This window comes from Arthrobacter sp. 2RAF6, assembly GCF_052115205.1.
Lineage (GTDB): Bacteria > Actinomycetota > Actinomycetes > Actinomycetales > Micrococcaceae > Arthrobacter.
This window is the reverse complement of the sequence record NZ_JBFRGF010000042.1, coordinates 16,235-29,268: the sequence shown is the minus strand read 5'-3', so window position 1 is coordinate 29,268 and position 13,034 is coordinate 16,235. Positions and strand designations below refer to the sequence as shown.

13 protein-coding genes are annotated in these 13,034 nt (G+C 64.5%); all 13 read left to right on the top strand.

The genetic code is table 11. The features are described from left to right. The first annotated feature begins 136 nt into the window (after nt 1–136). The 13 genes from efp (at nt 137) to coaBC (ending at nt 12,963) form a co-directional block, all read left to right on the top strand. Nucleotides 137–700: an elongation factor P gene (gene efp / locus AB4Z38_RS21805; RefSeq protein ID WP_028267136.1), complete on the top strand. Its 564-nt coding sequence runs from the start codon at nt 137–139 to the stop codon at nt 698–700. Next, nucleotides 700–1,110 (top strand): transcription antitermination factor NusB, encoded by a 411-nt coding sequence (nusB, locus tag AB4Z38_RS21800; RefSeq protein WP_078108995.1) that lies wholly within the window; start codon nt 700–702, stop codon nt 1,108–1,110. Before efp ends, nusB begins: the two co-directional genes overlap by 1 nt. A 242-nt stretch (nt 1,111–1,352) precedes the next feature. Next, a complete protein-coding gene (pyrR, locus tag AB4Z38_RS21795) occupies nt 1,353–1,934 on the top strand; it encodes a bifunctional pyr operon transcriptional regulator/uracil phosphoribosyltransferase PyrR (RefSeq protein ID WP_284982265.1) in 582 nt (193 codons plus the stop codon). Further along, entirely contained in the window at nt 1,931–2,944 is a 1,014-nt protein-coding gene (locus tag AB4Z38_RS21790) for an aspartate carbamoyltransferase catalytic subunit (protein WP_441414900.1), read from the top strand. The genes pyrR and AB4Z38_RS21790 overlap by 4 nt, the downstream gene beginning before the upstream one ends. Continuing rightward, the gene (locus tag AB4Z38_RS21785; protein WP_441431629.1) at nt 2,944–4,302 is read left to right on the top strand and encodes a dihydroorotase; all 1,359 of its coding nucleotides are present in this window, start codon (nt 2,944–2,946) and stop codon (nt 4,300–4,302) included. The genes AB4Z38_RS21790 and AB4Z38_RS21785 overlap by 1 nt, the downstream gene beginning before the upstream one ends. Next, entirely contained in the window at nt 4,302–4,820 is a 519-nt protein-coding gene (locus tag AB4Z38_RS21780) for a PH-like domain-containing protein (RefSeq protein WP_441431628.1), read from the top strand. Before AB4Z38_RS21785 ends, AB4Z38_RS21780 begins: the two co-directional genes overlap by 1 nt. Further along, complete coding sequence (gene carA / locus AB4Z38_RS21775) at nt 4,801–6,090, top strand: glutamine-hydrolyzing carbamoyl-phosphate synthase small subunit (protein WP_441431627.1); 1,290 nt, start codon at nt 4,801–4,803, stop codon at nt 6,088–6,090. Before AB4Z38_RS21780 ends, carA begins: the two co-directional genes overlap by 20 nt. After that, nucleotides 6,090–9,410: a carbamoyl-phosphate synthase large subunit gene (carB, locus tag AB4Z38_RS21770; RefSeq protein ID WP_441431626.1), complete on the top strand. Its 3,321-nt coding sequence runs from the start codon at nt 6,090–6,092 to the stop codon at nt 9,408–9,410. The genes carA and carB overlap by 1 nt, the downstream gene beginning before the upstream one ends. Then, complete coding sequence (pyrF, locus tag AB4Z38_RS21765) at nt 9,403–10,314, top strand: orotidine-5'-phosphate decarboxylase (RefSeq protein WP_441431625.1); 912 nt, start codon at nt 9,403–9,405, stop codon at nt 10,312–10,314. Before carB ends, pyrF begins: the two co-directional genes overlap by 8 nt. Nucleotides 10,315–10,423: 109 nt before the next feature. Further along, on the top strand, nt 10,424–10,750 hold the full coding sequence (gene mihF, locus AB4Z38_RS21760) for an integration host factor, actinobacterial type (protein WP_441431624.1): 327 nt from the start codon (nt 10,424–10,426) through the stop codon (nt 10,748–10,750). Nucleotides 10,751–10,815: 65 nt separating this feature from the next. After that, nucleotides 10,816–11,388, top strand: a complete 573-nt coding sequence (gene gmk, locus AB4Z38_RS21755; RefSeq protein ID WP_441431623.1) for a guanylate kinase — start codon at nt 10,816–10,818, stop codon at nt 11,386–11,388. Between the two features lie 39 nt (nt 11,389–11,427). Next, nucleotides 11,428–11,688, top strand: coding sequence for a DNA-directed RNA polymerase subunit omega (gene rpoZ, locus AB4Z38_RS21750; RefSeq protein ID WP_028267125.1), 261 nt, complete (start codon nt 11,428–11,430; stop codon nt 11,686–11,688). A 27-nt stretch (nt 11,689–11,715) separates the two neighbouring features. Continuing rightward, nucleotides 11,716–12,963 carry a bifunctional phosphopantothenoylcysteine decarboxylase/phosphopantothenate--cysteine ligase CoaBC gene (gene coaBC, locus AB4Z38_RS21745; protein WP_441431622.1) on the top strand — a complete coding sequence of 416 codons (1,248 nt, stop codon included), beginning with the start codon at nt 11,716–11,718 and terminating at the stop codon, nt 12,961–12,963. Nucleotides 12,964–13,034: the final 71 nt, after the last annotated feature.

Sequence of the window (13,034 nt, the reverse complement as noted above, 5' to 3'; positions counted from 1 at the left end):
CCGCATTTTGCCGGTAGAATGGACTTTGGATTTTTGATAAATACGCGCTGGCTGCCGTCAAGGCATGCCTGCTTGGCATAGTCGGCTGGAGCCAGAAGGCGTAGCTAGAACCAGTGAGAGAAACCAGAGGATACTAGTGGCAACCACAAATGACATCAAGAACGGAACCGTGCTGAAGCTCGAGGGCCAGCTCTGGAACATCATTGAGTTCCAGCACGTCAAGCCGGGCAAGGGCGGCGCGTTCGTGCGCACGAAGATGCGCAACGTCATGTCGGGCAAGGTGGTCGACAAGACCTTCAACGCCGGCCTCAAGATCGAAACTGCCACGGTTGACCGCCGCGATTACCAGTACCTGTACCAGGACGGCGCGGACTTCGTCTTCATGGACACCCAGGACTTCGACCAGATCACGGTTTCCGGTGCCACGGTAGGCGACGCCACCAACTTCATGCTGGAAAACCAGATGGTCAACATTGCCATCCACGAGGGCACTCCGCTCTACATCGAACTGCCCCCGAGCGTTGTCCTTGAAATCACCTACACCGAGCCGGGCCTGCAGGGCGACCGCTCCTCGGCTGGAACAAAGCCAGCTACTCTTGAGACCGGCTACGAGATCCAGGTGCCCCTGTTCGTTGAGAACAACACCAAGGTCAAGGTAGACACTCGCGACGGCAGCTACCTGGGCCGGGTCAACGACTAGTGAGCGCCCGTGGTAAGGCCCGTAACAGGGCCCTCGAGGTACTGTTCGAGGCGGAGCAGCGTTCCGCCTCCGCTTTCGAGGTCTTGAAGGCCCGCCGGGAAATGACCGACCTCGTGGTCAACCCGTACACGATGGACATCGTGGAGGGCGTGGTTGCCATGCAGCCCACCATCGACGAGTTCCTGCAGACTTATGCCCAGGGCTGGACCTTGGAGCGGATGCCGGCGGTCGACCGCATCATCCTGCGGATCGGCGCCTGGGAACTGCTCTACAACGACGACGTCCCGGACGGCGTGGCAGTCAGCGAAGCGGTGGCACTGGCCAAAGTCATGTCCACCGACGAATCTCCTGCGTTCATCAACGGCCTCCTCGGCCGCTTGCAGACGTTGAAGCCTTCCTTGCTCGCTTAGGCGGCGTTGGAAGGATCAGCCCAACTGACTGGCACTTAAGGTCGTTATGAGCCTTCATAACGACATCTGCTGCCAGTCAGTTGGGCTGACCTCAAGCCGAACGTCGCCCGCGTGACTGTGAGCTAAAACGCACGGACCGGCCCGCGCGAGAGACGGGTGGGCGCCGCCCCTGTGGTAATTTTGAAGAGCAAATATTCCTTTTTTAATTCCGTCCCGTGAGGCGGGGAAAGGGGAGACGAGCGATGACTGAAGTCACTGCGCCGGTGCCGTCCCGGGTTGTCCTCAACCACGCGGACATCGACCGTGCGCTCACTCGTATCGCCCACGAGATCCTTGAAGCCAATAAGGGTTCCCAGGATCTGGTTCTTTTGGGCATCCCACGCCGCGGTTATCCGCTGGCCGTGCGGCTGGCGGACAAAATCGCCGCCGCGGATCCGTCCGTCAACGCCTCCGCAATTGTCGGTCAGCTGGACGTCACCATGTTCCGTGACGATCTTTCCCACCAGCCCGCCAGGCCTCCTTACCCCACCAGGCTGCCGTTGTCAGGAATCGACAACAAGGTTGTTGTCCTTATCGATGACGTCCTGTACTCGGGCCGCACCATCCGGGCAGCCCTCGACGCGATCATCGACCTCGGCAGGCCACGCATCGTCCGCCTGGCCGTCCTCGTGGACCGCGGGCACCGCGAACTGCCGATCCGCGCGGACCACGTCGGCAAGAACCTGCCGACGTCTTCCTCGGAAAAAGTCCGGGTCCACCTTGAGGAATTCGATTCAGTGGACGGTCAGCCGATCAATGAAGTAGTTATCGAGGCCGGCGCATGAAACACCTGCTCTCCACGGAGAACCTGAGTGCCGCGAACGCCATCCGGATCCTGGACACCGCCGAAGAGATGGCGGCGGTAGGGGACCGGGAGGTCAAGAAGCTGCCCGCCCTGCGCGGCCGCACCGTGGTCAACCTCTTCTTCGAGGACTCCACCCGCACGCGCATTTCCTTCGAAGCAGCGGCAAAGCGGCTCTCCGCCGACGTGATCAACTTCGCCGCCAAGGGTTCATCGGTGTCGAAAGGCGAGTCCCTCAAGGACACCGCGCAGACCCTCGCAGCCATGGGGGCCGATGCGGTAGTCATCCGCCACTGGGCTTCCGGCGCGCCGCACCGCCTGGCTGCCACCGACTGGATCGACGCTGCCGTCATCAACGCCGGGGACGGCACCCATGAACACCCCACACAGGCCCTCCTGGACGCGTTCACGATGCGCCGACACTGGTCCAAATTGCACGGCTCGGCGTCGACGGGCGCCGACCTCACGGGCATGCGCGTCGCCATCGCCGGCGACGTCCTGCACTCCCGCGTCGCCCGCTCCAACGTGTGGCTCCTGCGCACCCTTGGCGCGGAAGTAACGCTCGTGGCCCCGCCCACTTTGCTGCCGATCGGCGTCGAACAGTGGCCTTGCAAGGTCAGCTACAACCTCGACGAGACCCTCGAGGCCGGGGTGGACGCCATGATGATGCTCCGGGTCCAAGGTGAGCGCATGAACGCTTCCTTCTTCCCCTCCACCCGCGAGTATTCACGACGCTGGGGATTCGACGATGCCCGCCTCCGCGCCCTCGACGAACTCGGGCTCAAGGACACCATCATCATGCACCCCGGACCCATGAACCGGGGGCTGGAAATTTCCTCCGCCGCCGCCGATTCACCACGCTCCACCGTCCTGGCCCAGGTCCGGAACGGCGTGTCGGTCCGGATGGCTGCCCTGTACTTGCTGCTCTCGGGGGATTCCCGAGAAGCGGCCCCCATGCCGGGCACCGCCCGTTCCGATAAGGAGAGCAACTGATGACCGAGACCGCAACAGGCACAGCAAGCGGTGTCTACTTGATCCGCGGCGCGGCCATCCTTGGCGGCGACGCCGAGGACCTGCTGATCCGCGGCGGGGTCATCGCTGAGCGGGGCGCCGGCCTTTCCGCCAAAGGTGCCACCGTGATCGAGGCCGCTGGCCTCGTGGCACTTCCCGGCATGGTCGACATCCACACCCACTTGCGCGAACCTGGCCGCGAAGACGCGGAAACCGTGGAAACGGGTACCCGCGCCGCAGCCCTTGGCGGCTACACCGCGGTCCATGCCATGGCCAACAGCAACCCGGTGGCGGACACCGCCGGCGTCGTCGAGCAGGTCCACAGCCTGGGCCGCGCCTCCGGTTGGGTGGATGTGCGTCCGGTGGGTGCCGTCACCGTTGGACTCGCCGGCGAGCAGCTCGCCGAACTCGGCGCCATGGCAGACTCCCGCGCCCAGGTCCGGGTCTTCTCCGACGACGGCATCTGCGTCCACGATCCCGTGCTGATGCGCCGCGCCCTTGAGTACGTCAAGGCGTTCGACGGCGTCGTTGCCCAGCACGCGCAGGAACCGCGCCTCACCGCGGGGGCCCAGATGAACGAGGGCGCGGTTTCCGCGGTTCTCGGCCTGGCCGGGTGGCCCGCGGTCGCCGAGGAGAGCATCATCGCCAGGGACGTCCTCCTGGCCCAGCACGTCGGCTCCCGCCTCCACGTCTGCCACGTATCCACCGCGGGATCGGTGGAGATCGTCCGCTGGGCCAAGGAACGGGGGATCAACGTCACCGCCGAGGTCACACCCCACCATTTGTTGCTCACCGACGAACTGGTCCGCAGCTACGACCCCGTCTACAAAGTCAACCCGCCCCTGCGTACAGACGCCGATGTCCAGGCGCTCCGTGCCGGGCTCGCAGACGGCACCATCGACGTCGTCGGCACGGATCACGCCCCGCATCCGAGCGAGCACAAAGAGTGCGAGTGGGCCCAGGCGGCCATGGGCATGACGGGGCTGGAGACTGCCTTGTCGGTGGTCCAGGAAACCATGATCGAAACCGGGCTCATGACGTGGGCCGACTTCGCCCGCGTCACGTCCACGGTGCCCGCGGCCATTGGCCGCGTGGCCGATCAGGGACGTCCGCTCGACGCCGGGGAGCCTGCCAACGTGATCCTCGTGGACCCGGCTGCCCGGTGGACGGTGGATCCGCATAAGATGGCGACCATGGGCCGGAACTCACCCTTTGCGGGCAAAGAGCTGCCGGGCGCAGTCGTCGCCACCTTCTTCAAGGGCCACCCGACCGTACTGGACGGCAAGCTCAACACGCCGTACCGCTACACAGTCGATCCTGCCGGCGCTGGCAGCAACTGATGGACAAACTTGCTTCCCTGCTCCTCGTTCTGGTCCTTGCCGCGGTTGCGGCCGGACTCATCGCGATAGGTTGGCGCGGCAGGCTCAAGCGCCAGGCAGGCCTCGGACCGCTTCCCGAAGTGCCTGAAAGGCTCAGCCCTGCGGGCATCGTGGCTGAAGGCCAGTACGTGGCCACGACGACGGCGGGAGACTGGCTTGACCGGGTCGCCGTCCACGGGCTTGGCTTCCGCGGGAACGCGGAAATGAGCATCCATCCGGAAGGCGTCCTCTTCGACCGGAAGGGGACTGCGCCATTGTTCGTTCCGGCGGAAGCCGTGACAGATTACGGCAGCGCCAACGGCATGGCAGGCAAGTTCGTAGAGAAGGATGGACTCGTGGTCTTGAGCTGGATGCTCGGAGAACACGAGCTCGATACCGGATTCAGGACCAGGCACGCCGCCGACAAGCAACCGCTCCTCGAAGCACTTCAAGAATTGATCTCTGCAGCCCCCCAGGCAGATGCCGATAGTGGAAAGTAACAAAGTGACGGATAGCAATGCAGTAGCAGGCACAGTGACAGGCAATATCAACCCAGCAGAGTCCTCCGCGGCAGTGCTGGTCCTGGAAGACGGCCGCACGTTTCGCGGCCGCAGCTACGGCGCCACAGGCGTGGCCCTGGGCGAGGCGGTCTTCGCCACCGGCATGACCGGCTACCAGGAAACCATCACGGACCCCTCCTACGCCCGCCAGCTGGTGGTCCAGACGGCTCCGCACATCGGGAACACCGGTGTGAACAAGGAAGACGCCGAGTCCCGCCGCATCTGGGTGGCCGGCTACGTGGTCCGCGACGCCGCGCGCCGCCCCTCGAACTGGCGCTCGGAGCGATCTCTGGACTCCGAGCTCGTTGAACAGGGCATCGTCGGCATCCAGGCCGTCGACACCCGCGCCATCACCCGGCACCTGCGCGAACACAAGACCATGCGCGCAGGAATCTTCTCCGGCGAGGCAGCCAAGGCCACCGACAAGGAGCTCCTTGACACCGTCCTGGCCAGCGCTCCCATGGAAGGTGCCCGCTTGGCCGAAGAAGTTAGCATCGACGAGGCATACGTCGTCGAACCCGCGGACCACGGCTGGGAGGGCGAGCCGAAATTCAGCATCGCCGCGATAGACCTTGGCATCAAGGCCATGACCCCGGTCCGCTTCGCCGAACGCGGCGTACGCGTCCACGTCCTGCCTGCCACCGCAACGTTGGAAGACGTCAAGGCAGTCAACCCGGATGGCTTCTTCATGTCCAACGGCCCAGGCGACCCCGCCACCGCAGACACGCAGGTGAAGCTGCTCCGCTCCGTGCTCGACGAGAAGATGCCGTACTTCGGAATCTGCTTCGGCAACCAGATCCTGGGCCGGGCCCTCGGCTTCGGTACCTACAAGCTCAAGTACGGCCACCGCGGGATCAACCAGCCCGTGATGGACCGCCGCACGGGCAAAGTCGAGATCACCTCGCAGAACCACGGCTTCGCCGTCGACGCTCCCATGGACGGCGCCACCATGGCTCCCGAAGAGCGCTTTGGCCGCGTGGAGGTCAGCCACGTGAGCCTCAACGACGACGTCGTCGAAGGACTCGCCTGCCTCGACATCCCGGCCTTCTCGGTCCAGTACCACCCCGAAGCCGCGGCCGGACCGCACGACGCCGCCTACCTCTTCGACCGCTTCATCGACCTGATGGAGAGCACGAAGAACGGCCAGGACGCCGCACAGGCCGCCGACACTCAGACATCGAACTCCGCGAAGAACGAGGACACCAAGTAATGCCAAAGCGTACAGATCTCAAGAGCGTCCTCGTTATCGGTTCCGGCCCGATCGTCATCGGCCAGGCAGCCGAATTCGACTACTCCGGAACCCAGGCCCTGCGGGTGCTCAAAGAGGAGGGCCTGCGCGTCATCCTCGTGAACTCCAACCCGGCCACGATCATGACCGACCCCGAGTTCGCCGACGCCACCTACGTCGAGCCCATCACTCCCGAGGTAGTCGAAAAGATCATCGCCAAGGAGCGCCCGGACGCCGTCCTGCCCACCCTGGGAGGACAGACGGCCCTCAACACGGCTATCGCCCTGGACAAGAACGGCGTGCTCGAGAAGTACAACGTCGAACTCATCGGTGCCAACATTGCCGCGATCGAACTCGGCGAGGACCGCGAAAAGTTCAAGGGCGTCGTGGAACGCTGCGGTGCCGAGTCGGCCCGCAGCCACATCATCCACACCATGGATGAAGCGCTGACCGCAGCGGAAGACCTCGGCTACCCGATGGTTGTCCGTCCGTCCTTCACCATGGGCGGCCTGGGCTCGGGCCTGGCGTACAACGAGGACGACCTGCGCCGCATCGTGGGCCAGGGCCTGCAGTACAGCCCCACCTCCGAGGTCCTGCTGGAAGAAAGCATCCTCGGCTGGAAGGAGTACGAGCTGGAGATGATGCGCGACAAGAACGACAACGTCGTTGTTGTCTGTTCCATCGAGAACTTCGATCCGGTAGGCGTCCACACGGGCGATTCCATCACCGTTGCCCCGGCCCTGACCCTGACTGACCGCGAATACCAGCGGTTGCGCGATATCTCCATCGCCGTCATCCGCGAAGTCGGTGTCGACACCGGTGGCTGCAACATCCAGTTCGCCATCGAACCGGACACGGGACGCGTCGTCGTCATCGAAATGAACCCGCGTGTTTCACGTTCCTCGGCACTGGCGTCCAAGGCCACCGGCTTCGCGATCGCCAAGATCGCCACCAAGCTTTCCCTGGGCTACACCCTGGACGAGATCCCCAACGACATTACGCAGAAGACGCCGGCTTCGTTCGAGCCGACGCTCGACTACGTCGTCGTCAAGGTTCCCCGCTTCGCGTTTGAGAAGTTCCCGGCCGCGGACAACACGCTGACCACCACCATGAAGTCCGTCGGCGAAGCCATGGCCATGGGTCGCAACTTCACTGAGGCCTTGCAGAAGGCCCTTCGCTCCCTGGAACAGAAGGGTTCGCAGCTGGACTTCAGCCACGTGCCCGAATGGGAAGTTCCGGAACTGATCGAGAAGTCCAAGCGCCCGACGACGGACCGCCTCCACCAGGTCCAGCGCGCCTTGCTCGGCGGTGCTTCGGTTGAGGATCTCTACGCCGCCACCAAGATCGATCCGTGGTTCCTGGACCAGCTGCAGCTGCTCAACGAGACTTCCCACGAGATCCGCAAGGCCGGCGCCCTGACGGAGGACATGCTCCGCAACGCCAAGCGCCACGGCTTCTCGGATGAGCAGATCGGCGCCTTGACCCACAACCCGGAGGCTGTTGTCCGCGGCGTCCGCCAGGCCCTGGGCATCCGTCCGGTCTACAAGACGGTGGACACCTGTGCCGCCGAATTCGCCGCGTACACCCCGTACCACTACTCGTCATATGACGAAGAGGACGAGGTCGGCCTGCACTCCAAGCCGTCCGTCATCATCCTGGGTTCGGGCCCCAATCGCATCGGCCAGGGGATCGAGTTCGACTACTCGTGCGTCCACGCCTCCATGGCGTTGCGCAAGGCCGGCTACGAGACCGTCATGGTCAACTGCAACCCGGAAACCGTCTCCACGGACTACGACGTCTCCACGCGCCTCTACTTCGAACCGTTGACACTGGAGGACGTCCTCGAAGTCATCGCGGCAGAGGAGCGCACGGGCGGCGTCATGGGCGTGTTCGTGCAGCTCGGCGGCCAGACCCCGCTCAAGCTCGCACAGCAGCTGGCCGATGCCGGTGTACCGATCCTGGGTACCTCCCCGGAAGCGATCGACCTTGCCGAACACCGCGGCATGTTCTCCCGCGTGCTTGACAAGGCCGGGCTGATCGCCCCGAAGAACGGCACTGCCGTGTCCTTCGAGGACGCCAAGAAGATCGCCGACGAAATCGGCTACCCGGTCCTCGTCCGTCCGTCGTACGTGCTGGGCGGCCGCGGCATGGAAATCGTCTACGACGAAGCCAACCTCTCGCGCTACATAGCGAACGCCACGGAAATCACCCCGGACCACCCGGTGCTGATCGACCGCTTCCTCGAGGACGCCGTCGAAATCGACGTGGACGCGCTCTTCGACGGCACGGACATGTACCTCGGCGGCATCATGGAGCACATCGAGGAAGCCGGCATCCACTCCGGTGACTCCGCATGCGTCCTGCCGCCGATCACCCTCGGCAGCAACGTGATCGAACGCGTCCGCACGGCCACCCGGGCCATCGCTGAAGGCGTCGGCGTCCGCGGCCTCATCAACATCCAGTTCGCGCTGGCTTCCGACGTGCTCTACGTGCTCGAGGCCAACCCGCGTGCTTCCCGCACCGTTCCGTTCGTCTCCAAGGCAACGGGCGTGCAAATGGCCAAGGCCGCGGCCCTGATCGGTACCGGCGTCACCATCAACCAGCTGCGCAGCGCCTACAAGATGCTGCCGGAGACGGGCGACGGTTCGACCCTGCCGCTCGACGCGCCTGTCGCGGTGAAGGAAGCCGTGCTGCCGTTCAGCCGCTTCCGGACCCCGGAAGGCAAGGTTGTGGACTCGCTGCTCGGCCCGGAAATGCGCTCCACCGGTGAGGTCATGGGCATCGACAAGCACTTCGACACCGCTTTTGCCAAGAGCCAGGCCGCGGCCAACAACGCGCTGCCCACCGAAGGCAAGATCTTCGTTTCTGTCGCCAACCGTGACAAGCGCTCGGTGATCATGGGCGTCAAGCGCCTGTCCGATCTCGGTTTCGAGATTGTCTCCACGGGCGGCACCGCGGATGTCCTGCGCCGCAACGGCATCCAGGCCACCCCGGTCCGCAAGGTCGCGGAAGGCAGCAGCGCCGAAGGCGAAGGAACCATCGCAGACCTCATCATCGCCGGTGAGATCGACATGGTCTTCAACACGCCCTCCGGCGGCGAAGCCCGCAGCGACGGCTACGAACTCCGTGCAGCCGCAACGTCCATCGGCATCCCCTGCATCACTACAGTTGCGGAGTTCAACGCCGCCGTGCAGGCCATCGAGGCACTGCGAACCTACGAATGGTCAGTGACGAGCCTGCAGGAGCACGCCGCGGCGCTGTCAGCTTCCAAGGCCGCGGCAGCCGAGGCCGTCAATGCCTGAGTCTGCCGCAGCCGGGCAACGTCCCCTTGGGCAGCAGGGACGACAGCCTTTCGGTTCCCGGCTGGCCGCCGCGATGGCCGCCCGCGGGCCCTTGTGCGTCGGCATTGACCCGCACCCGGGGCTCTTGGCGGACTGGGGATTGAACGACGACGTCGCCGGCCTGGAACGCTTTTCGCTCACCGTCCTGGAGGCTGTGGCGACGCTCGCTGCCGCGGTAAAGCCGCAGGTGGCCCTCTATGAGCGTCACGGCTCAGCAGGCATGGCGGTCTTGGAGCGGACCCTTGCGGCCGCATCCGATGCCGGAGTTTTGAGCATCGCCGACGCCAAACGCGGAGACATCGGCTCCACGATGGCGGCCTATGCCGACGCCTGGCTACGGGATGGCTCCGCCTTGGCAGCAGACTCGGTCACGCTGAGCCCGTACCTCGGCTTCGAGTCGCTGCGCCCGGCGCTCGACCTGGCAGCCGAGTCCGGCCGCGGTGTTTTCGTGCTCGCCCTGACGTCCAACCCCGAGGGCAAGTCCGTGCAGCATGTTGGCGGTTCGGAATCGGTGGCTCGGCGGATCGCCGAAGCTGCGGCCGCGGAAAACCGCCGCTATTCCGGCACTTTGGGTTCGGGGGGCATGGGGTCTGCGGGCCTGGGCTCGGTCGGGCTCGTGGTGGGTGCCACGATCGGCGGGGCGCTCGTGGAACTGGGGCTGGACCTTGACGCCGTTCACGGGCCCATCCTGGCGCCCGGCCTGGGCGCGCAAGGAGCCACGCCGGCGGACCTGCGTGCCACTTTCGGCGCGGCATACCCGGCGGTCCTGGCGACGTCGAGCCGCGGAATCCTCGCGGCCGGTCCAACGATTGCCGGACTGCGTTCCGCCACCGAGGCCACGCGCGACGGCTTGCTGGAAGGCTGAGCCCGATCTTGGTGGGTCCAATGCATTGCGCTCCGCACCGGCCACGCGATAGCTTCGGGATCAGTCCAATCCGCTACGCACTCGATGCCGGCCAAAGGGGGATGTGTCAGTGACCTTAAAGGCTCTGTCGCCAGAGGAACGTTCCGATGCCTTGGAAAAGGCAGCGAGAGCCCGGGCAAGACGGGCTCTCGCGAAGGAACAGCTCAGGTCGGGCGAACTCAGCATTGACCGGCTGATCAAGTCGGCGCAGACTGACGAGGCCATCGCGCGCATGCGTGTTTCCGAGCTGATCGAGGCCATCCCGGGTATTGGCCCGGTCCGGGCCGCGGCCATCATGGCGGAAATTGGGATCGCCCCTTCACGCAGGCTCAGGGGCTTGGGAATTCACCAGTCCCGGTCGCTGATAGATTTTATGGAAGACAAATACAGTGTCTAAACAAATACGGCGTTTAGACAAATACAGCGTTTAAGAAGAAATGCAGCCTCTCCACGAAGGACGATGTGAGCAAGAATCCGGGACTGACCGTCCTCGCAGGCCCCACTGCCGTTGGCAAGGGAACAGTATCCACATATATCCGGGACAATTACCCCGAGGTCTGGCTGTCAGTTTCAGCCACCACCCGCGCTCCGCGGCCGGGGGAAAAGGACGGTGTCCACTACTACTTCAAGTCCGCCGAAGAATTCGACGCACTTGTTGAGGACGGCCAGTTGCTTGAGTGGGCCGTCGTCCACGGAAAGAACCGCTACGGCACGCTGCGCAGCACCGTGGACGCTGCCATCGCCGAAGGCAGGTCCGTGCTGTTGGAGATCGATTTGCAGGGCGCCCGCCAAGTCAAGGCGGCAGTTCCGCACGCCAACTTCGTGTTCCTCGCTCCGCCCAGCTGGGACGAAATGGTCCGCCGCCTGGTGGGGCGCGGCACCGAAACCCCGGAGGAACAGCAGCGACGGCTGGAAACCGCTAAACTGGAACTTGCCGCTGAACCGGAGTTTGACCACACCGTCATCAATGACGACGTACGCCGGGCAGCGGACGAGCTTGTTTCACTCATGGGGCTTACCCCGCACCGGCGCTAAGCGCTAGCACTTGTCAGCCCGTTAGAATTTGGAGAATTCGTGTCCACGAACCTTGAAGGCATCATCAACCCGCCGATCGACGAGCTGCTTGCTGCTGCCGATTCAAAGTACGGCCTGGTGATTTTCGGCGCCAAGCGCGCGCGCCAGATCAACGCGTACTACGCACAGCTGCACGAGGGCCTCTTCGAGTACGTTGGCCCGCTGGTCGATACGAAGCTGAACGAAAAGTCGCTCTCCATCGCCCTGCGCGAGATCAACGAAGGCCTGCTGGTTTCCACTCCCATCGAGCCCGCAGAGTAAAACAGACTGCCTGTTGACGGAGGTCACGTGCGCATAGTCCTCGGAGTCGGGGGAGGGATCGCAGCCTACAAGGTTGCATCGCTCCTCCGGCTTTTTACTGAGGCCGGACACAACGTCACGGTCATTCCCACGGAGGCAGCCACCCGGTTTGTCGGCGTGGCTACGTGGGAGGCCCTCTCGGGCAACCCGGTGAGCAACAGCGTCTTTGACGACGTTGAGAAGGTCAATCATGTCCGTCTCGGCCATGAGGCGGATCTCATCGTGGTCGCCCCGGCGACTGCCGACCTGCTGGCCAAGGCAGCAACCGGCCAAGCAGGGGATCTGCTGACCAATACACTCCTCATGGCCCACGGTCCCGTGCTTTTCGCTCCCGCAATGCATACCGAAATGTGGCACAACCAAGCCACCCAGGCGAATGTGGAAACACTGCGCAGCCGGGGCATTACCGTCCTGGAACCCGCCGTCGGCCGGCTGACAGGCGCGGATTCCGGACCAGGCAGGCTGCCCGAGCCGGAAGCGATCTTCGCAGCCGCTATGGCTTTGGTCGACGCGTCAGCGCCCTCAACCCGGCTTGCCGGCCCGAAACCCCTGGCCGGAAGGACCATTACGATTTCCGCCGGCGGCACCCGGGAAGCCCTGGATCCAGTCCGGTTCCTTGGGAACAGGTCCTCCGGCAAGCAGGGTGTTGCGCTGGCCGCAGCGGCCCTTGACGCAGGCGCCCATGTCAAGTTCCTCGCTGCCCACATGGACGTCCAGGCACCCGCGGGCGTCGAATTGATCCAGGTTGAATCCGCATTGGAGCTCCGTGACGCCGCGTTGGAAGCCGCCGTCGGCTCCGACGTCGTGATCATGGCCGCGGCCGTCGCGGATTTCCGCCCCGCCGAGGTTTCAGGCACGAAAATCAAGAAGGTCAACGGCAACGACGCCCCCGTGGTGCGCCTTGTGCAAAACCCGGACATCCTGCATGAGCTGGTGGTGCGCCGTGACTCTGAGGCATCCACCCAGTTGATCGTCGGATTTGCAGCCGAAACCGGGGACGAGGACGGCAACGTCCTGGAGCACGCCACCGCCAAGCTCAAACGCAAAGGCTGCGACCTTTTGGTGGTCAACCAGGTCGGCGTCGGGCGCGTGTTCGGCCAGGACCAGAATTCTGTGATCATTCTCTCCGGCCATGGCGCGGCGCCGCAGTCGGCGGCAGGTTCCAAGTCCGACGTCGCCGCCGCGGTCATTGACCGCATCAGCACGGAACTGAGCCGAGTGCACCCGGCCACGTAGGCGCCGGATGAGCCTCAATCCTTAGCTGGTCCATCCTTAGCATAGGGACATACGGCGGAAGCCGGTCGCCC